General features: G+C 63.4%; 17 protein-coding genes. 16 read left to right on the forward strand and 1 reads right to left on the reverse strand.

Annotated features, from left to right (window positions below):
- The first annotated feature begins 40 nt into the window (after positions 1 to 40).
- The 15 genes from glpK (at position 41) to gloA (ending at position 16692) form a co-directional block, all read left to right on the forward strand.
- A complete protein-coding gene (gene glpK, locus P9220_RS01730; RefSeq protein WP_309763285.1) occupies positions 41 to 1537 on the forward strand; it encodes a glycerol kinase GlpK in 1497 nt (498 codons plus the stop codon).
- 169 nt (positions 1538 to 1706) lie between these two features.
- Entirely contained in the window at positions 1707 to 3083 is a 1377-nt protein-coding gene (gene miaB / locus P9220_RS01735; protein WP_309763286.1) for a tRNA (N6-isopentenyl adenosine(37)-C2)-methylthiotransferase MiaB, read from the forward strand.
- A 33-nt stretch (positions 3084 to 3116) separates the two neighbouring features.
- Positions 3117 to 4235 (forward strand): PhoH family protein, encoded by a 1119-nt coding sequence (locus tag P9220_RS01740; RefSeq protein ID WP_309763287.1) that lies wholly within the window; start codon positions 3117 to 3119, stop codon positions 4233 to 4235.
- Positions 4232 to 4696, forward strand: coding sequence for an rRNA maturation RNase YbeY (gene ybeY / locus P9220_RS01745; RefSeq protein WP_309763288.1), 465 nt, complete (start codon positions 4232 to 4234; stop codon positions 4694 to 4696). The genes P9220_RS01740 and ybeY overlap by 4 nt, the downstream gene beginning before the upstream one ends.
- A gap of 30 nt (positions 4697 to 4726) precedes the next feature.
- Positions 4727 to 5422, forward strand: a complete 696-nt coding sequence (locus P9220_RS01750; RefSeq protein WP_309763289.1) for a gamma-glutamylcyclotransferase — start codon at positions 4727 to 4729, stop codon at positions 5420 to 5422.
- 178 nt (positions 5423 to 5600) lie between these two features.
- A complete protein-coding gene (locus P9220_RS01755; RefSeq protein WP_309763290.1) occupies positions 5601 to 6503 on the forward strand; it encodes a transporter associated domain-containing protein in 903 nt (300 codons plus the stop codon).
- A gap of 77 nt (positions 6504 to 6580) precedes the next feature.
- Positions 6581 to 8254, forward strand: coding sequence for an apolipoprotein N-acyltransferase (gene lnt / locus P9220_RS01760; RefSeq protein WP_309763291.1), 1674 nt, complete (start codon positions 6581 to 6583; stop codon positions 8252 to 8254).
- Between the two features lie 237 nt (positions 8255 to 8491).
- A complete protein-coding gene (locus P9220_RS01765; RefSeq protein ID WP_309763292.1) occupies positions 8492 to 9190 on the forward strand; it encodes a hypothetical protein in 699 nt (232 codons plus the stop codon).
- A gap of 562 nt (positions 9191 to 9752) precedes the next feature.
- Positions 9753 to 10523 (forward strand): CPBP family intramembrane glutamic endopeptidase, encoded by a 771-nt coding sequence (locus tag P9220_RS01770; RefSeq protein ID WP_309763294.1) that lies wholly within the window; start codon positions 9753 to 9755, stop codon positions 10521 to 10523.
- A 173-nt stretch (positions 10524 to 10696) separates the two neighbouring features.
- Positions 10697 to 11716, forward strand: a complete 1020-nt coding sequence (gene glyQ, locus P9220_RS01775) for a glycine--tRNA ligase subunit alpha (protein ID WP_309763295.1) — start codon at positions 10697 to 10699, stop codon at positions 11714 to 11716.
- A 17-nt stretch (positions 11717 to 11733) separates the two neighbouring features.
- Positions 11734 to 13833 carry a glycine--tRNA ligase subunit beta gene (gene glyS / locus P9220_RS01780; protein ID WP_309763296.1) on the forward strand — a complete coding sequence of 700 codons (2100 nt, stop codon included), beginning with the start codon at positions 11734 to 11736 and terminating at the stop codon, positions 13831 to 13833.
- A gap of 3 nt (positions 13834 to 13836) precedes the next feature.
- Positions 13837 to 14388 (forward strand): D-glycero-beta-D-manno-heptose 1,7-bisphosphate 7-phosphatase, encoded by a 552-nt coding sequence (gmhB, locus tag P9220_RS01785; RefSeq protein WP_035961503.1) that lies wholly within the window; start codon positions 13837 to 13839, stop codon positions 14386 to 14388.
- 32 nt (positions 14389 to 14420) lie between these two features.
- Positions 14421 to 15194: a lysophospholipid acyltransferase family protein gene (locus tag P9220_RS01790; protein ID WP_309763297.1), complete on the forward strand. Its 774-nt coding sequence runs from the start codon at positions 14421 to 14423 to the stop codon at positions 15192 to 15194.
- Positions 15195 to 15287: 93 nt separating this feature from the next.
- Positions 15288 to 16184: a SprT family zinc-dependent metalloprotease gene (locus tag P9220_RS01795; RefSeq protein WP_309763298.1), complete on the forward strand. Its 897-nt coding sequence runs from the start codon at positions 15288 to 15290 to the stop codon at positions 16182 to 16184.
- Between the two features lie 121 nt (positions 16185 to 16305).
- Positions 16306 to 16692, forward strand: coding sequence for a lactoylglutathione lyase (gene gloA, locus P9220_RS01800; protein WP_309763299.1), 387 nt, complete (start codon positions 16306 to 16308; stop codon positions 16690 to 16692).
- A gap of 82 nt (positions 16693 to 16774) precedes the next feature.
- Here gloA and P9220_RS01805 read toward each other — a convergent pair whose 3' ends face one another.
- Positions 16775 to 17500, reverse strand: coding sequence for a FadR/GntR family transcriptional regulator (locus P9220_RS01805; protein WP_309763300.1), 726 nt, complete (start codon positions 17498 to 17500; stop codon positions 16775 to 16777).
- 104 nt (positions 17501 to 17604) lie between these two features.
- Here P9220_RS01805 and dgoD point away from each other — a divergent pair, with 104 nt between their 5' ends.
- Positions 17605 to 18753 (forward strand): galactonate dehydratase, encoded by a 1149-nt coding sequence (gene dgoD / locus P9220_RS01810; RefSeq protein WP_309763301.1) that lies wholly within the window; start codon positions 17605 to 17607, stop codon positions 18751 to 18753.
- The last annotated feature ends 4 nt before the right edge of the window (positions 18754 to 18757 follow it).

The raw sequence follows: 18757 nt of genomic DNA on the forward strand, positions 1-18757 counted from the left end.
TGCCCCGGCGGCCGGCATCCGCTCAACCTCGGAGATGACCATGCAGGATCAAATCGTCCTCGCGCTCGACCAGGGTACGACCAGTTCGCGCGCCATGCTGTTCGACAGGAACGGCAACGTCGTGTCCGTCGCGCAGAAGGAATTCCAGCAGATTTATCCGAAGCCGGGCTGGGTCGAGCACGATCCGCAGGAAATCTGGTCGACGCAGGCGGGCGTCGCGGCGGAAGCGGTCACGCGGGCGGGGCTGAACGCGTCGTCGATTGCGGCGGTCGGCATCACGAATCAGCGCGAGACGACCATCGTGTGGGATCGCGAAACCGGCAGGCCGGTTTATAACGCGATCGTCTGGCAGGATCGCCGCACGGCGGCCATGTGCGACGAACTGAAGGCGCGCGGACTGGAACCGCTGGTGCGCGCGAAGACCGGCTTGCCCATCGACGCGTATTTTTCGGCGACCAAGATTCGCTGGATTCTGGACAACGTCGAAGGCGCGCGCGACAAAGCGAAGCAAGGACGGCTCGCCTTCGGCACGGTCGATAGCTGGCTCGTGTGGAACTTCACGCGGCGCGGCATGCATATCACCGACATCACCAATGCATCGCGCACATTGCTCTTCGATATCCACGCAAGACGCTGGGACGACGAGTTGCTCGACGCGTTCGAAATTCCCCGCAGCATGTTGCCGGAGGTACGGGCGTCGTCGGAGGTTTATGGCACGACGCATGGCAGCGTGCTGGCCGCCGAAGTGCCGATTGCGTCCATCGCCGGGGACCAGCACGCTGCGCTGTTCGGGCAGATGTGCACCGAAAGCGGCATGGTGAAAAACACGTATGGCACCGGCTGTTTTCTCGTCATGAATACCGGCGAGAAACCGATCGAATCGCGCAACAACCTCGTCACGACGATCGCATGGCAGATCGGCGATCGCGTCGACTACGCGCTCGAAGGCAGCATTTTCATCGCGGGCGCGGTCGTGCAATGGCTGCGCGACGGCCTCGGACTCATCCGCCGTGCGAGCGAAGTCGAAGCGCTCGCGCGCGAAGTGCCGCATTGCGACGGCGTGTATCTCGTGCCCGCGTTCGCCGGTCTCGGTGCGCCGCACTGGAACGCCCGCGCACGAGGAACGCTGTTCGGAGTCACACGCGGGACGACGTCGGGGCACATCGCGCGGGCGGCGCTCGAGTCGATCGCGTATCAATCGCTCGACGTGCTTCGGGCAATGGAAGCGGATTCGGGCATGCCGGTCGCCCAGTTGCGCGTCGACGGCGGCGCGTGCGCCAACGACCTGCTGATGCAGTTCCAGGCCGACGTGCTCGGCGTCGCTGTCGCGCGTCCGCGCGTCGCGGAAACGACGGCGCTCGGCGCTGCCTATCTCGCGGGACTGGCGGTCGGCTACTGGCAGGATGTCGGGGAGTTGAAGGCCCAGTGGCAACTGGATCGGCGCTTTTCGCCATCGATGCCCGCATCGGACGTCGATGCGTGTCTCGCGGGCTGGCGGCGCGCCGTGAACGCGGCAAAAGCATGGGCGGACGCATGACCGCCGGTGCGCGCCGGTCATGCTCGGTCAATGCCCTCATTCGCGACCAGGGCTATAATATCGGGCTAAATCACAAGCAAAAGCGGTGCAGTTTCTGCAAAAAACCGCCCCTCCTCTTCAATTCTCTTTTTGACGCCCCCAGGTTAACCACTGCGACCGGCGACCATTCATGACCAAGAAAGTTTATGTAAAGACCTTCGGCTGCCAGATGAACGAGTACGACTCCGACAAGATGGTCGACGTACTCGGCGCGGCGGAAGGGCTCGTCAAGACGGATACCCCCGAAGACGCCGACGTCATCCTGTTCAATACCTGCTCCGTGCGTGAAAAGGCGCAGGAGAAAGTGTTCTCCGACCTCGGCCGCGTGCGCGAGCTGAAGGAAGCGAATCCGAATCTGCTGATCGGCGTCGGCGGCTGCGTCGCGAGTCAGGAAGGCGCGTCGATCGTCTCGCGCGCGCCCTATGTCGACCTCGTATTCGGCCCGCAGACGCTGCATCGCCTGCCGGACATGATCGACAAGCGCCGCGCCACCGGGCGTGCCCAGGTCGACATCACGTTTCCGGAGATCGAGAAGTTCGATCATCTGCCGCCGGCGCGCGTCGAAGGACCGAGCGCGTTCGTGTCGATCATGGAAGGCTGCAGCAAGTACTGCAGCTATTGCGTCGTGCCGTACACGCGTGGCGAGGAAGTGTCCCGCCCGCTCGACGACGTGCTGACCGAAGTTGCCGGCCTCGCCGACCAGGGCGTGCGCGAAGTGACGCTGCTCGGCCAGAACGTCAATGCTTACCGGGGTGCGCTGACCGCCGGCTCGCACGAGATCGCAGATTTTGCGACGCTCATCGAGTACGTGGCGGACGTGCCGGGCATCGAGCGCATTCGCTATACGACGTCGCACCCGAAAGAATTCACGCAGCGTCTCATCGACACGTACGCGAAGGTGCCGAAGCTCGTTTCGCATCTGCATCTGCCGGTGCAACACGGCTCCGACCGCATCCTGATGGCGATGAAGCGCGGCTATACCGTGCTGGAATACAAGTCGGTCATCCGCCGTCTGCGCGCAATTCGCCCGGATTTGTCTTTGTCGACCGATTTCATCGTCGGTTTTCCCGGCGAAACCGAGGACGATTTCGCAAAGATGATGGCGCTCGTCGACGAGATGAGCTACGACACGAGCTTTTCTTTCATCTATAGCCCGCGTCCAGGCACGCCGGCTGCGAACCTGCACGACGACACGCCTCGCGAAGTCAAGCTCAGGCGTCTGCAGCACTTGCAGGCAACGATCGAGGAGAACGTCGTGAAGATCAGCAACTCGATGGTCGGCTCGGTGCAGCGCATTCTCGTCGAAGGGCCGTCGCGCAAGGACCCGAACGAGCTCGCGGGCCGCACGGCGAACAATCGCGTCGTGAATTTCCCGGCGCCGGTTGCGTCGCATGCCCGGCTCATCGGCCAGATGATCGATGTCGAAATCAATCACGCGTATCCGCATTCGCTGCGCGGCGCGCTGGTTCTCGCACCGGAAACGGCCGCGCCGGAACTGGCTAATTAATCGTACGTGACCGGAAAGGACACCCACCTCGCCTTGAAGAACGCTTCCCAGCAGCATCTCGAATTCACTGCTCCGCGCGATGACAATGCGCGGCTTGCCAATCTCTGCGGTCCGCTCGATGAAAATCTGCGGCAGATCGAGCAGGCGCTCGACGTGACCTTGTCGCGGCGCGGCCACAAGATTTCGATTCGTGGCCGTGGCGCGAAGGTCGCGCTCGCCGCGCTCGAGAACTTCTACAACCGCGCGCGCGATCCGATTTCCGTCGACGATATCCAGCTTGCGCTGGTCGAAGCCCGGCACGCGACGCGCCTCGCGAAGGAATCGGAGGAAAACGGCGAAGACGACGCCCAGATCGACCCGCGTTTTCGCGGCGATCCGGATCATCCGTTCGACGAGCCGAGCGCCACGATGGACCTCGGCGCCGACGAAGATCACGGCCCCAAGCTCTATACGCGCCGCGCCGACCTGCGCGGCAGAACGCCGGCGCAGCGTGAATATCTCCGTCAGATCGTGGCGCATGACGTCACGTTCGGCATCGGGCCGGCGGGCACCGGCAAGACGTATCTGGCCGTTGCCTGCGCCGTCGATGCGCTCGAACGCGATCAGGTCAAGCGCATCGTGCTGACGCGTCCGGCGGTGGAAGCGGGCGAGCGGCTCGGCTTTCTGCCGGGCGATCTCGCGCAAAAGGTCGATCCGTACCTTCGTCCGCTCTACGACGCGCTCTACGATCTGCTTGGCTTCGACAAGACCGCGAAGATGTTCGAACGCCAGATGATCGAGATCGCGCCGCTCGCCTACATGCGCGGCCGCACGCTGAATCACGCGTTCATCATTCTCGACGAGGCGCAGAACACGACGCCCGAGCAGATGAAGATGTTCCTCACGCGCATCGGCTTCGGCTCGAAGGCGGTCGTCACCGGCGACACCACGCAGGTGGACCTGCCGCGCGGGCACAAGAGCGGGCTGATCGAAGCGCAGCACGTGCTGTCGGAAGTGCGCGGCATTGCGATGACGCGTTTCTCGTCGGCGGACGTGGTGCGGCATCCGCTCGTGGCGCGCATCGTCGAGGCCTACGACGCGCAATCGCAGAAGGACGCCGCCATCGCCGATGCGGCTCGCGCCGCGCAGCAGCAGTCGCAGAAGCCGGAATGATGCCCCGTCTCACGCTGACCTTGCAGTTTCCTGCCGCAAAAGCGTATCCGTCGCACAAGGCGATTCTGCCGCGCGCGACGGTCGCGCGCTGGATCAGGGCGTCGCTGTTCGCGGACGCCGAATTGACCGTCCGCTTCGTCGACGAGGACGAAGGACGCATGCTCAACCGGACGTATCGTCAGAAGGATTACGCGACGAACGTGCTCACGTTCGCGTATGCGGAGTCGGAGGACGATCCCGTCGCGGGCGACCTCATTCTCTGTTGCCCGGTCGTCGAGCGTGAAGCCACCGACCAGGGCAAGCCGCTCGCCGCGCACTATGCGCATCTGATCGTGCATGGCACGCTGCACGCCCAAGGCTACGACCACGAAGTCGAAAGCGAGGCGCAGGAAATGGAATCGATCGAGACGGATATCATGCAGTCTCTCGGCTTTTCCGATCCCTACGTCCCGCTGGCCTGAGTCCTTGTCCAGCCTCCCGCCCGCCGCACCGTGAACGACAAAACGCCCGAGCCCACGCCCGATACCGACCTTGTCCCGCACGATCCGGCGCCTGGGTGCCCGGATTATCCGCCTGCGCTCGAAGAGACGGCGCTTCTCACCGACGACGAACTGGCGGCTTCGCGCGAGGCCGCGCTCGCTCATTGGGATCGCCGGTCGGACCTATGGCTTTTCGGCTATGGATCGCTCATCTGGAATCCCGGATTGCCGACGCTCGAAGCGGTGCGCGGCAAGGTGCACGGCTATCATCGCGGGCTTTACATGTGGTCGCGGGTGAATCGCGGAACGCCGGAGCAGCCGGGGCTCGTGCTCGCGCTGGATCGCGGCGGCTCCTGCACCGGCATGGCGTTTCGCCTGGCCGGGGCGGACGCGCCCGAGCATCTCGACGTGCTCTGGCGTCGCGAAATGTCGATGGCGTCATACCGGCCGGCGTGGCTGCCGTGCACGCTGATCGACGGACGGCGCGTCGACGCGCTCGCCTTCGTGATGCGCCGGGAGGCGGCGTCCTATACGGGCAAGCTCGGCGATCCGATGATCCGCACGGTGTTCGGCTGCGCGAGCGGCCGCTACGGAACGACGCTCGATTACGTCAGCCGAACGGTCGAGGCGCTGCGGGAAAGCGGCATGCCGGACCGGGCGCTGGAGGCGCTGCTCAGGCGGTGCCAGGCCGGCAAAAACGGAGAATAGGCGCACCGGGGCTTGTCCGGATGGCCAATGCTTCGCCGCCGACATCGTTTGTGCACGGTTATCGGCTAGGATGTTCGAAGCGCCCTTTACGCGCGCCGCACCACCCAGCCCGCATTTTGCCTTGGTGTATGCTTAACTTTCCGTTAATTCGCGCCCGGGACGTCTCGGGCGCTCCGCTATGAACGAACCCTATCCCAGTCGACGACACGCCGACAAACCGCACGAAAAGCGCTCGCTCCTCGAACGCCTGACCGATTTCATCTCCCACGAGCCCGAGTCGCGCGACGAATTGCTCGAAGTGCTTCAGGACGCTCACGAGCGCAACCTGCTCGACGCCGATTCGCTCTCGATGATCGAAGGCGTCTTTCAGGTGTCCGATCTCTGCGCGCGCGACATCATGATTCCGCGCGCCCAGATGGACGCCATCAACATCGCGGAAACGCCCGCCGAATTCATCCCGTTCGTGCTGGAAAAAGCGCACTCGCGCTATCCGGTGTACGAGGGCAATCGTGACAACATCATCGGCGTGCTGCTCGCGAAAGACCTGCTCCGCTACTACGCCGAAGAAGAATTCGACGTGCGCGGCATGCTGCGCCCGGCCGTGTTCATCCCCGAGTCGAAGCGTCTGAACGTGCTGCTGCACGACTTTCGCGTGAATCGCAATCACATCGCGATCGTCGTCGATGAATACGGCGGCGTCGCGGGCCTCATCACCATCGAGGACGTGCTGGAGCAGATCGTCGGCGACATCGAGGACGAGTACGACTTCGACGAGGAAGCCGGCAACATCATGCCGTCGCCGGACGGCAAGTTCCGCGTGCGCGCGCTGACGGGCATCGAACAGTTCAACGAGGAGTTCGGCACCGACTTCTCGGACGAGGAAGTCGATACCATCGGCGGGCTCGTCACGCATCGCTTCGGGCGCGTGCCGCATCGCGGCGAGAAGGTTCGCATCGACGATTTCGCGTTCGAGATCCTGCGCGGCGATGCCCGGCAAATTCACGTGCTCCTGGTTCGGCGCGTGCCGAATCTCACGCAACAGCCTCACACCGGCGACGACGAGGGCGAACTGCGCGACTGATCGTGCAGCATCGGGCGTCCGCCGCCACGCACGGTGCGGACGCAACGCTCCATCCGCCAAGCCTTTCCCCGCATTCAATGGCCGACTCACCGTTTCGCTTGTTCCCGTGGCGACGCAACGCAGAAAGCGCGTCGACCGCACCCCGCGCGCTTCCTTTCTGGCATTACCTCGTCGCAGCCGTGCTCGGCGCGGCGAACACCCTGTCCTTCGCGCCGACGCCGCACGGCGGATGGATCGAGCTCGTCATCTTCGCGCTCTTCTTCGCATGGCTCTCGCGCACGAGCGGCTGGAAAAGCGCGGCCCTGACCGGCTGGGCGTTCGGCTTCGGCAACTTCGTGACGGGCGTGTGGTGGCTCTACGTGAGCATGCACTTTTACGGCGGCATGGCCGCGCCGCTCGCCGCCGCCGCCGTCGCCCTGTTCTCGCTTTATCTCGCGATCTATCCGGCGGCATCGAGCGTGGTCTGGTCCTTCGTCGCTGGACGCGCCCGCTTCGGCGATGAAGACGCCGGCACCGCCCGCGATATCGACGCCGCACCGCGCTACGCGCCGACCTGGCACGGCGCGTTCGCATTCGCGAGCGCCTGGGCGCTCGGCGAATGGCTGCGCGGACTCGTCTTCACCGGTTTTCCGTGGCTTGCGAGCGGCTACGCGCAGGTCGACGGGCCGCTGGCCGGATATGGACCGATCGCCGGCGTCTACGGGGTCGGCTGGGTGCTGGCGCTGGTCGCCGCGCTGATCGTCCAGGCGGCGTTCCATCTTCGGCGAACGGGTCGCGGCGCGCACGCGCTCGTGCCCGCCGCGACTGCGCTCGCGCTGATCGCCGCGGGCCTGCTGCTGTCGCTCGTCAGATGGACGACGCCCGCCAACGCACCGCTCGACGTGCGCCTTCTGCAAGGCAACGTCAAGCAGGAGATGAAGTTCGAGCAGGCGGGCGTGAACGAATCGCTCGCGCTGTATCAACGGCTCATCACCGCGAAGCCGGCCGATCTGATCGTGACGCCCGAAACCGCGCTGCCGGTGCTGGCCGTGCAAGTGCCGCAGGATTTCGCGACCGCGATCCGCAGTTTCGCCGACCGCACGAATTCGTCGATTCTTTTCGGCGCGATCGGCGTCACCGTCCTTCCCGACGGACGCGTGACCGATTTCACCAACAGTCTCTTCGGCATTACGCCGGGCGTGAACGATGTTTATCGCTACGACAAGCATCATCTCGTTCCCTTCGGCGAATTCGTGCCGCTCGGCTTTCACTGGTTCGTGAACCTGATGGGCATTCCGCTCGGCGATCTCGCGCGCGGGCCGATCGCACAGAAGGCGTTTTTCGTGCATAACCAGCCGATCGCCGTCAACGTCTGCTACGAGGACATTTTCGGCGAGGAGATCGCGCATACGATCCGCGAGCAGGAAGCGCCTGCGGGCGTACTCGTCAATTCGACGAATCTCGCGTGGTTCGGCAATACCATCGCGCTCGATCAGCACTTGCAGATTGCGCGCATGAGGTCGATCGAAACCGGCCGGCCGATGCTGCGTGCGACCAATACGGGCATGACGGCGGTGATCGCGGCGAACGGCGAAGTCGTCTCCAGGCTGCCAACGTTCACGACCGGTGTGCTCGAAGCGCGCGTGCAGGGCACCTCGGGGCGCACGCCTTATGTGACGAGCGGCAATATCACGGTCATTGCGGCGTCGCTGCTGTTGCTGGCGTTGGGCTTTGCGTTCGCGCCGGCAAGAAGGCGGGCGAACGGCAAATAACCGAAGCCTCTTCATGCGGGATCAGCGCCGCTTGCGCTGTCGATTCAACAAACGACGGAAGCCGAGATAAGGCTTCCGTTGTTTTTTGTGCGTCAAGCACTGCGTTTGCAACGCCGACAATGTTTTACCTTCGAGGCGGGGAAACAACCCTAGAATGCGTCGTCGTCGGAAGGTGGCCACTGCATTATCGAAATGTTCTGCACGACGAAATCAACGCGTTCACCAAGTTCGCGTCGAGTGCCACGGTTCTATCACCCGCCAATACACTCTTCCGTGAAGAAAATAACGAACTCCTTTCTCGCCGCCTGCGCGAGCGCAGTGCTGTGCGCCGGTGCTCACGCTGAAACGCTGACGCCCGAACAGGTTGCCGATGTTTATTTGCAGATGATCGTCAAGCAGGACGACGAAAGTTTCAGCCGATATGCGGACTACATGACCGAAGGCCGGCAAGCGACCGATCAACAGAATGCCGATCTGGCTGCTGCACGAGAAGCACCGCGAAAAATGCTCGATTCCATGATCGACGCGGCCAGGCGCAGCAACAAGCCACGCGAAGTAACCGACGCCTATATCGAAGTATTGAGAAAGATGTCGGATGCGATTCATCGGTCGGAGTGTCAGGTAACGGGGCGCGATCCGAATACCACGGAGGAGTCCGCTCAGACCATGATCTCGATGCACTACGCCTGCAAGGTGGTCGACATCGGATCGATCATGAAAAGCGTACCGGGACCCAAAAAGACCCGAAATGCCGCAAAGAGCAATCAGGCGGTCGTCGAATATTCGCAGACTCTCGCTAGTCGGATCGGGGGCGCGGCAGTCGACAAGGAAATCGAAGGCGACCTGTTGATGATGCATAGCGCTGAGATCGATCGGTGGATCGGCGCCCCCGACGCGGTGTTCGATAACATCCGCACAGCCATGCTCGCCGAGTAGTAGTTTGCTGGCTCGGCGCAACCGCAACGCCGATCGCCGAAGAGCGGTCGGCGAGCGCGGGGCCAAGCCGCATCGCCCTCAAGGAAACATCACCCGCCCCTGGTTCAACTGAATTCAAAGGCTCAGCACGCCGGCCAAATGTCACGACCGGCGTGCTCGAACCGCGTGCACGCCACGCCCGGAGCGCACGGCTGATGGCGCCGACCGTGCTTCTCACCGTCATAGCAGTGTCGCTGTTGTTCGCGTTGGAACGTGCGCTGCGCCAAGAGAGGGCGCTGCTTTTGGTGCGCTTCGTGGCACGCTTTCGAACATGTTTGAGACTGGTCCGATCATGCCGCCGACGCGCGGCCAGTAGCATTCCGAGCCGTTCACCGTGGCGCAACTGCACGCGATTGAGTATTAATCGCGTGATCGGGTTGCGGCACTTTCCGTCGTCTCTGGCTTCCTTCGGCTTCGCGTCGCGCGACACGCTGCGCGCGCGTCGTCCCGATGTTTTCTTATGTCGTTGCACAACCGTCATTCTTTTCCAAGTCTCCTCGAAGCCTTCTTCATCGTTGTTGTGATGTTTTTCGTCGAGATGGTCACGACCTCCGTGCTGAAGGCAATGCTCGCTTCCTCGGGATTGCAGCTCTACCATTTCGCGAGCATCGGGCGAGTGCTTTCGTGCGGCATCGTCTTCACCGTGCTGCTGAATCGCCTGGGCGTCGGCTATCGCGGCCTGATTCATGAGAGCAGCGCGTCGCTTTGCGCGACGCTCGGCCTTTACGGCGTGCCGATCCTCCTCATCACGCCGGCGCTGCTCCTCGCCAATTGCGCGTTGATGTGGCTGGTCGACAGCGCGTTTCCTTCGCCCTCAGCCGAGTGGACGGTGTACAACTCACCGCTCGTCGGCCGCTTCGGTGTCGTGGCGCTCGTGTGCATCATCGCGCCCGTCGTCGAAGAAATGCTGTTTCGCGGCGTCATGCTTCGCAGTTTTTTGCAGCAATACCCGCGTGGCGTCGCCATCGTGCATTCAGCGGGAGTGTTCGGCATGGCGCATATGAACGTCTATCAATTCATGCTCGCGTTCCTGCTTGGGCTTCTGCTCGGCAAGCTCTATGAACGAACGCGCTCGCTCTTGCCGTGCATCCTCCTGCACGCATGCCTGAATACGAGCGTGACGATCATGGGCTTCATGCATGCCGGCGATGCATCGCCCGCCTCGCTTCGAACACTGTTGTCGCAGTGGTCACCCGACGCGGCGGTTCTGGCGCTTGTGCTTGCGGTGCCTGGCTTATGGATGCTGTACCGTTTGCTAGCGGTGAACAGAAACACACGCACCCAGCCAGATTGAAACGCCGTGCGCCTCGCGTGCGCGAGCAGATTCGCGGCGGCGGGCCACCGCCTCCCTTCTCCCAAAAAGCCGCAGCCGCCCCCGCCTTCAGCTAAAATTCAAGGTTTTAGCACTTCGGCCGAGCCCTAGAGTCGCGTCGTCACGACGATGGCCGCGCCTGGTAAAAGGCAATCATGCTCACCTTTCAGCAAATCATCCTGACGCTGCAGTCCTACTGGAACGACAAGGGCTGCGCGCTTCTTCAGCCCATCGACATGGAAGTCGGCGCGGGCACTTCTCACGTTCATACGTTCCTGCGCGCAATCGGCCCGGAGCCCTGGCGAGCCGCCTATGTGCAGCCGTCGCGTCGCCCGAAGGACGGTCGCTACGGCGAGAATCCGAACCGCCTGCAGCATTACTATCAATACCAGGTGGTGCTGAAGCCCGCGCCCGAGAACATCCTCGATCTGTATCTCGGCTCGCTCGAAGCGCTCGGCTTCGATCTGAAGCAGAACGACGTGCGCTTCGTCGAAGATGACTGGGAGAACCCGACGCTCGGCGCGTGGGGCCTCGGCTGGGAAGTGTGGCTGAACGGCATGGAAGTCACGCAGTTCACGTACTTCCAGCAAGTGGGCGGTATCGACTGCAAGCCGGTGCTCGGCGAAATCACGTATGGCCTCGAGCGCCTCGCGATGTATCTGCAAAAGGTCGAGAACGTCTACGACCTGATCTGGACCGAGTGGGAAGAAGACAGCCCCAATGGAAAGGTGCTTCGTCAGCTCTCTTATGGCGACGTGTATCACCAGAACGAAGTCGAGCAGTCCACGTACAACTTCGAGCACGCGAACGTCGACTTGCTGTTCCATCTCTTCAAGAGCTACGAAGAAGAAGCGAAGAAGATGATCGACGCGAAGCTCGCGCTGCCCGCCTACGAACTCGTGCTCAAGGCCGGCCACACATTCAACCTGCTGGATGCGCGCGGCGCGATTTCCGTGACGGAGCGTGCCGCGTACATCGGCCGCATTCGTGCGCTGTCGCGTCTCGTCGCGCAGGCGTATTACGATTCGCGCGAAACACTCGGCTTCCCGATGCTCGGCAACCCGGTCAAGCGCGATCACGATCTCATCACCGATCAAGAGGAAGCGCAGCGGCCCGCATGGGCGCCGCCGCTGAAGGTGGAAAGCTCGCCCACCGGCGCCAACGAACAGGCTTGACGAGGCAAGACAGAACAATGACGCAATCCAATCACGCTTCCCTGCTCGTCGAGCTGCTGACCGAAGAACTCCCGCCGAAGGCGCTCGCGCGTCTCGGCACCGCTTTCGCTGAAGGCATCGTCGAGCGGCTCGCCGCGCGCGATCTGATCGAAGGCGCGCCTTCGTTCGAAAAGTACGCGACGCCCCGCCGCCTCGCCGTGCTCGTCAAGAACGTGCGCGATGTCGCGCCGGAAAGGCAGGTGCGCGAAAAGGTGCTGCCCGTTTCCGTCGCGCTCGACAAGGAAGGCAATCCCACGCCGCCGCTCGCGAAGAAGCTCGCGGCGCTCGGCTTCCCCGAGTTCCCGCTCGCTGAACTCGAACGCGCGCAGGACGGCAAGGCCGAATCGTTCTTTCTGCGTTATGCAGCGCCCGGCGCGACGCTCGCCGACGGCCTGCAAGCCGCGCTCGACGAAACCCTCGGCAAGCTGCCTATCCCGAAGGTGATGACGTATCAGCGTCCGGACGGCACCAATGTGCAGTTCGTGCGTCCGGTGCAACGCCTCGTCGCCCTGCACGGGCGCAATGTCGTGCCGGTGAGCGCGCTCGGCGTCGATGCGGGCGATACGACCATCGGCCATCGCTTCATGTCGCAAGGCTTCGTGCTGATCGCGAATGCCGACGACTACGCGGAAACGCTGCGCACGAAAGCACACGTCGTCGCGAATTTCGATGACCGCCGCGAATCCATCCGCACGCAGCTGCAGGCGTTCGCGGGCGAGGATCGCGTCGTGATGCCGGAAGCGCTGCTCGACGAAGTCAACGCGCTCGTCGAATGGCCGGTCGTGTATCAGTGCCGCTTCGACGAGGAATTCCTGCAAGTGCCGCAGGAGTGTCTGATCCTCACGATGCAGACGAACCAGAAGTACTTCGCGCTCACCGATCAGAACGGCAGGCTGCGCTCGCGCTTTCTGATCGTGTCCAATATCGATACGAAGACGCCCGATGAGATCGTCGAAGGCAACGAACGCGTGGTGCGCCCGCGCCTCGCCGACGCCAAGTTCTTCTTCACGCAAGACAAGAAGAAGCGCCTGGAAGAGCGCGTGCCGTTGCTCGCCAACGTCGTGTATCACAACAAGCTCGGCTCGACGCTGCAGCGCGTCGAGCGTCTCGAAGCGCTCGCGGGCGAAATTGCGCCGATGATCGGCGTCGATGCGGCGCTCACCCGCCGCGCGGCGCGTCTCGCAAAGGCGGACCTGCTGACGGACATGGTCGGCGAATTCCCCGAACTGCAAGGCACGATGGGCACGTACTACGCGCGCCACGACGGCGAGCCGGAAGAAGTCGCGCTCGCGTGCTCGGAGCACTATCAGCCGCGCTTCTCGGGCGATGACACGCCGTCGACCGGCGTCGGCTGCGCGGTGGCGCTCGCGGACAAGCTGGAGACCATCGTCGGCATCTGGGGCATCGGCCTCGCGCCGACCGGCGAAAAGGACCCGTTCGCGTTGCGCCGTCATGCGCTCGGCGTGCTGCGCATCCTGCTCGAAAAGAAGCTGCCGGTCGATCTGCGCGATCTCGTCGCGGCGGCTCAGCGTCAGTTCGCTGGCATGCCGCAGGTCACGAATTCGACCGAAGCCGTCTACGCGTTCTTCCTCGACCGTCTGCGCGGCCTGCTGCGTGAGCGCGGATTCGAAGCGAACGACATCGAAGCCGTGCTGAGTCTCAACCCGACGCGCCTCGACGACATCGTCGCGCGCCTCGACGCGGTGCGTGGATTCGCGTCGCTGCCGGAAGCGGCATCGCTTGCGGCGGCCAACAAGCGCATCTCGAACATCCTGAAGAAGTCGGAACAAGGCGCGCCGGCATCGGTGAATCCGGAACTGCTCGTGGAAGCCGCCGAGAAGAATCTGTACGCGCAGATTCAGAGCGTGACGCCGCGCGTGCAGAGCCAGCTTGCCGCGCGCAACTACACGGAAGCGCTGACGGCGCTCGCCGCATTGCGCGAGAGCGTCGATACCTTCTTCAACGACGTCATGGTGAACGCCGAGGACGTCGCGTTGCGCAACAACCGTCTCGCGCTGCTGAACGCGCTGCATCAGCAGATGAACTGCGTGGCCGACATCTCCAAGCTCGCGGCCTGAGCCATGAACAGACGACTCGTCATCCTCGATCGCGACGGCGTCATCAACGTCGATTCCGACGCGTTCATCAAGTCGCCCGACGAATGGGTCGCCATTCCCGGCAGTCTCGAAGCCATCGCGCGGCTCAACCAAGCGGGTTATCGCGTGGCGATCGCGTCGAACCAGTCGGGCATCGGGCGCGGCCTGTTCGACATGGCTGCGCTCAACGCGATGCATCAGAAGATGAATCGCGCGGCGGCGGCAGTCGGCGGGCGCATCGACGCGATCTTCTACTGCCCTCATACGGCCGAAGATCAATGCGATTGCCGGAAGCCGAAGCCGGGCATGTTGCAGCAGATCATCGACCGCTTCGAGATCGACCCGGAAGATACGCCCGTCGTCGGCGATTCCCTGCGCGACCTGCAAGCGGGCGCCGCGCTCGGCTTCCCGGTGCATCTCGTGCTGACCGGCAAGGGCGAGAAAACGCTCGCGGAAGGCAAGCTGCCCGCAGGCACCCTGGTTCATACGGATCTGCGCGCCTTCGCGCTCGACTTCCTCGCGCGGCATCAGGACTGATCGCCGGCCCCGTCACGTATCGCTGAGACTTCATGCGCTTCATCCGTTCGTTGCTGTTGATGCTGTACTTCGTCGTGTACACGGTGCCGTATGCGATCGCCTGCTTCATCGCGTTCCCGTTCATGCGCGCGGACAAGCGCTACTGGATGGCGGCCGGCTGGTGCAAGTCGACGATCGTCGTGCTGCGTCATCTCGTCGGCATCCGCTATACGCTCGAGGGCATGGAGAATCTGCCCGACGGTCCCGCCGTGCTGCTCTCGAAGCATCAATCCGCGTGGGAGACGCTGGCGTTTCCGGCGCTGATGCCGCGCCCGCTCTGCTATGTCTTCAAGCGCGAACTGCTGTATGTGCCATTCTTCGGCTGGGCGCTCGGCCTCCTGAAGATGGTGCATATCGACCGCGCGCAGGGACGCGACGCGTTTGCATCGGTCACGCGCCAGGGCCGCGCGCGGATGGACGAAGGCGCGTGGGTCATCATGTTCCCCGAAGGCACGCGCACGCGCGTCGGCTCGCAGGGAAAGTACAAGACGGGCGGCGCGCGCTTCGCCGTGGCGACGGGCGCGCCGGTCGTGCCGATCGCGCACAACGCCGGACACGTGTGGCCGCGCAATTCGTTCATCAAGTATCCGGGTATAGTCACGGTGTCGATCGGCGAGCCCATCGACACCGCCGGTCTCTCGCCCGAAGAAGTGAATGCGCGCGTCGAGAGCTGGATCGAAGCGGAGATGCGCCGTATCGATCCGCTCGCCTACGCCACGTCGAACGCGCAGCCGCAACGTGCGGACGCCGCGGGCGCGGGCCGCTGACGCGGCCTCGCCTCGGAAGCATCGAGCCGGTCGAGCCGCGTGCCCTATTCGTTCTTCTCGTCATTTCTGCGCCGCGAGCGCAAAGCCGAGCCGATGCAGAAGCCTCCCTCGCGACAGCGCCCCGCCGTCGCGCTCGATACCCTGCAACTCGATCTGCCGTTCGAGCATGCGCCCGCGACCGCGCCTGCTCCCGCGTCGTCGCCGTCTTCATTGCGTGGCGATGTTGCGTCCACCGACCCATCGAAACCAGCACCGCTTCCCGAGGGCGTGCGCCAGCGCCGCATGCTGTTCGGTGCGCGCGCCCTCGACTATCGGCTGAAGCGCTCGGCGCGACGCACCATCGGCTTCTGCATCGATGCGACCGGACTGACGATCACCGCGCCGCGCTGGGTGACGATCGCGGACATCGAGCGCGCCATCGGCGACAAGCAAGGCTGGATCTTTCGCAAGCTGGCCGAATGGCAGACGCGCGTCGAACAGCGTGCGTTGCCGCGCATCGAATGGCAGGACGGCGCGGAGTTTCCGTTCCTCGGCAGGACGATTCGCGTGTCGCTGAGTCCGTCCGCAAGCACGCTTTCCTTCGATGCCGAAACCGGCGTGCTGGCGCTTGCCCTGCCCGCACTCGCCGATGCGCAGCAGATCAAGGATCGCGTGCAAGGCTGGCTGCAAAGCGAATCGAAGCGCATCTTCGGCGAGCGGCTCGCGGTGTATGCAGAAAAGCTCGGCGTGGAGTTCCGCGCGTATGCGCTGTCATCGGCGGCGACGCGCTGGGGCAGTTGCTCGAGCGACGGCAAGATTCGTCTCAACTGGCGGCTGATTCACTTTCCGCTGTCGATCATCGATTACGTCGTCGCTCACGAACTCGCCCATCTGCGCGAGATGAATCACAGCCCGCGCTTCTGGCAAACGGTCGAATCCATTTCCCCGGAGTTTCGCGAGGCGCGGCATACGCTCAAGCATCATCCGCCGGATCTGCTGCCCGCCTTGTAAGCGGATAAGCGCGGTCAGCGCGGGTTTGCATCGAACGGTACAATTTTGCACGAACCCGCAATTCCGGCGAGTGCGACGAGTCCAGAGATCGCGCCGCCGCCACCACAACAGGAACCCCATCATGCGACTCCTCCACACGATGCTGCGCGTCGGCGACCTGCAGCGTTCCATCGATTTCTACACCCGCATTCTCGGCATGAAGGTGCTGCGCCAGAGCGAGAACGCCGAGTACAAGTACACGTTGGCGTTCGTCGGTTACGGCGATGAAAGCGAAAACAGCGTGCTCGAACTCACCTATAACTGGGGCGTCGAGAAGTACGAGATGGGAACGGCTTACGGTCACATTGCGCTGGAAGTGGACAACGCAGCCGATGCGTGCGAGCGCATCCGCAATGCGGGCGGCCGGGTCACGCGCGAAGCCGGCCCGGTCAAGGGCGGCACCACCGTGATCGCGTTCGTGGAAGATCCGGACGGCTACAAGGTCGAGCTGATCGAAAAGCATTCTTGATCGATTGCTGATCGGCTGATGATGCGCGGGCGATTTCAATCGCCGCGCGCATTTTTTTCGCTTGTCGGACTATGCGCGCGCGTCAGCCTTCGATGCGCCCGCGCGTCACCCCGAGCAGGTCTGACATCGCGCGACGCGCGGCTTCGGCGTCGCGCGCGGCGATGGCGGCGAAAACCGCCGTGTGCTCGGATAGCGAAGCGTTGAACACATCGGCGCGCCTGGCGTTCAGACGCAACTGCCCTTCCAGCGTCCGCTCGATCAGCGCGCCCAGCGGCACAAGCAATTCGTTGCTGCATGCGGCCAGCACGCTCAGGTGGAACTCGAGGTCGGCACGCACCCATTCATCGACGTTCTGCGCATCCACCATCGCGCGATGCGCCTTGTCGAGCATGTCGAGCGCGTGTGCGTCGTGATTGCGCGCCGCGAGCGCCGCGGCATACGGCTCGATCATCTCGCGCATCTCCTGGAGCTTGAGCGCGAACTGCATCGGCGGAGCGACGCGCGAGTACCAATGGAGCATGTCGGCATCGAGCAGATTCCATGCTTCTTTCGGCCTCACACGCGTGCCGATTTTCGGGCGCGAATGAATCAGCCCTTTCGATGTCAGCGTGCGCAGCGCCTCGCGCAATACGGTCCGGCTCACGCCGAACCGTTCCATCAGTTCCAGTTCGCGCGGGAGAGACGAACCGGGTAAGAAATCGCCGCGCAGTATGGCCATGCCCAGTCCGTGCGCCACGCGGCCATGAAGATCGCGGTGAATGGTGAACTCCTTCGTCGTGCTATCGATACCCGCGCGATTATCCGACATTTCGTCGGTTGAAAGAAGGCGGCTTCGAGTCAACAAAAATACTATTAATCAGTTCACATCGTCGGCTTTGCGCTACCATAAGAGCCTCGCCAGGAGACGCTCACATGAAAATCACAAAACTTGAAACTTTCGTTGTTCCGCCGCGCTGGTGCTTCCTCAAGATCGAGACCGATGAGGGCATCACCGGCTGGGGAGAACCGGTCGTCGAGGGACGCGCGCACACGGTCGCCGCCGCCGTCGACGAACTCGCCGACTATCTGATTGGCAAGGACCCGCGTCATATCGAAGACTTATGGCAGGTGATGTATCGGTCCGGCTTCTATCGCGGCGGGCCTATCGGCATGAGCGCGATTGCGGGCGTCGATCAGGCGTTGTGGGACATTCTCGGCAAACATCACGGCGTGCCGATTCACGCGCTGCTCGGCGGCCAGGTCCGCGACAAGATCAAGGTGTATTCGTGGATCGGCGGCGACCGTCCGAGCGATGTCGCGAACAATGCGCGCGCGGTCGTCGAGCGCGGCTTCAAGGCCGTGAAGATGAACGGCTCGGAAGAGTTGCAGATGATCGACACCTTCGACAAGGTGCAGGGCGTGATCGACAACGTGCGCGCCGTGCGGGAGGCGGTCGGGCCGAACGTAGGCATCGGCGTCGACTTTCACGGACGCGTGCACAAGCCGATGGCGAAGGTGCTCGCGCGGGAGCTCGATCCGTACAAGCTGATGTTCATCGAAGAGCCGGTGCTGTCGGAGAACGTCGAGGCGTTGCGCGATATCGTCAATCAGACGAGCACGCCCATCGCGCTCGGCGAGCGGCTCTACTCGCGCTGGGACTTCAAGCACATTCTCGCGGGCGGTTATGTCGATATCATTCAGCCGGACGCATCGCATGCGGGCGGGCTGACCGAATGCCGCAAGATCGCGTCGATGGCCGAGGCCTACGATGTCGCGCTCGCGCTGCACTGCCCGCTCGGACCGATCGCGCTCGCGACCTGCCTGCAGATCGATGCCGTCAGCTATAACGCGTTCATTCAGGAACAAAGCCTCGGCATTCACTACAACACGGGCAACGACCTGCTGGATTACATCAGGAATCCGGAGGTCTTCAAGTACGAAGACGGCATGGTGTCGATCCCGCAAGGGCCGGGGCTCGGCATCGAAGTGAACGAAGAGAAAGTGCGCGAGATGGCGAAGATCGGGCATCGCTGGCGCAATCCGGTGTGGCGTCACGCGGATGGCAGCGTGGCCGAGTGGTGATCGC

It is taken from the genome of Caballeronia sp. LZ016, from assembly GCF_031450805.1.
Classification (GTDB): Bacteria; Pseudomonadota; Gammaproteobacteria; order Burkholderiales; family Burkholderiaceae; genus Caballeronia.

What these genes read in the sequence shown, in the direction of transcription:
- glpK (WP_309763285.1), top strand. Translation starts at nt 41, where the DNA reads ATGCAGGATCAAATCGTCCTCGCGCTCGACCAGGGTACGACCAGTTCG.
- miaB (WP_309763286.1), top strand. Translation starts at nt 1,707, where the DNA reads ATGACCAAGAAAGTTTATGTAAAGACCTTCGGCTGCCAGATGAACGAG.
- ybeY (WP_309763288.1), top strand. Translation starts at nt 4,232, where the DNA reads ATGATGCCCCGTCTCACGCTGACCTTGCAGTTTCCTGCCGCAAAAGCG.
- P9220_RS01755 (WP_309763290.1), top strand. Translation starts at nt 5,601, where the DNA reads ATGAACGAACCCTATCCCAGTCGACGACACGCCGACAAACCGCACGAA.
- lnt (WP_309763291.1), top strand. Translation starts at nt 6,581, where the DNA reads ATGGCCGACTCACCGTTTCGCTTGTTCCCGTGGCGACGCAACGCAGAA.
- P9220_RS01770 (WP_309763294.1), top strand. Translation starts at nt 9,753, where the DNA reads ATGTTTTTCGTCGAGATGGTCACGACCTCCGTGCTGAAGGCAATGCTC.
- glyQ (WP_309763295.1), top strand. Translation starts at nt 10,697, where the DNA reads ATGCTCACCTTTCAGCAAATCATCCTGACGCTGCAGTCCTACTGGAAC.
- glyS (WP_309763296.1), top strand. Translation starts at nt 11,734, where the DNA reads ATGACGCAATCCAATCACGCTTCCCTGCTCGTCGAGCTGCTGACCGAA.
- gmhB (WP_035961503.1), top strand. Translation starts at nt 13,837, where the DNA reads ATGAACAGACGACTCGTCATCCTCGATCGCGACGGCGTCATCAACGTC.
- P9220_RS01790 (WP_309763297.1), top strand. Translation starts at nt 14,421, where the DNA reads ATGCGCTTCATCCGTTCGTTGCTGTTGATGCTGTACTTCGTCGTGTAC.
- P9220_RS01795 (WP_309763298.1), top strand. Translation starts at nt 15,288, where the DNA reads ATGCAGAAGCCTCCCTCGCGACAGCGCCCCGCCGTCGCGCTCGATACC.
- gloA (WP_309763299.1), top strand. Translation starts at nt 16,306, where the DNA reads ATGCGACTCCTCCACACGATGCTGCGCGTCGGCGACCTGCAGCGTTCC.
- P9220_RS01805 (WP_309763300.1), bottom strand. Translation starts at nt 17,500, where the DNA reads ATGTCGGATAATCGCGCGGGTATCGATAGCACGACGAAGGAGTTCACC.
- dgoD (WP_309763301.1), top strand. Translation starts at nt 17,605, where the DNA reads ATGAAAATCACAAAACTTGAAACTTTCGTTGTTCCGCCGCGCTGGTGC.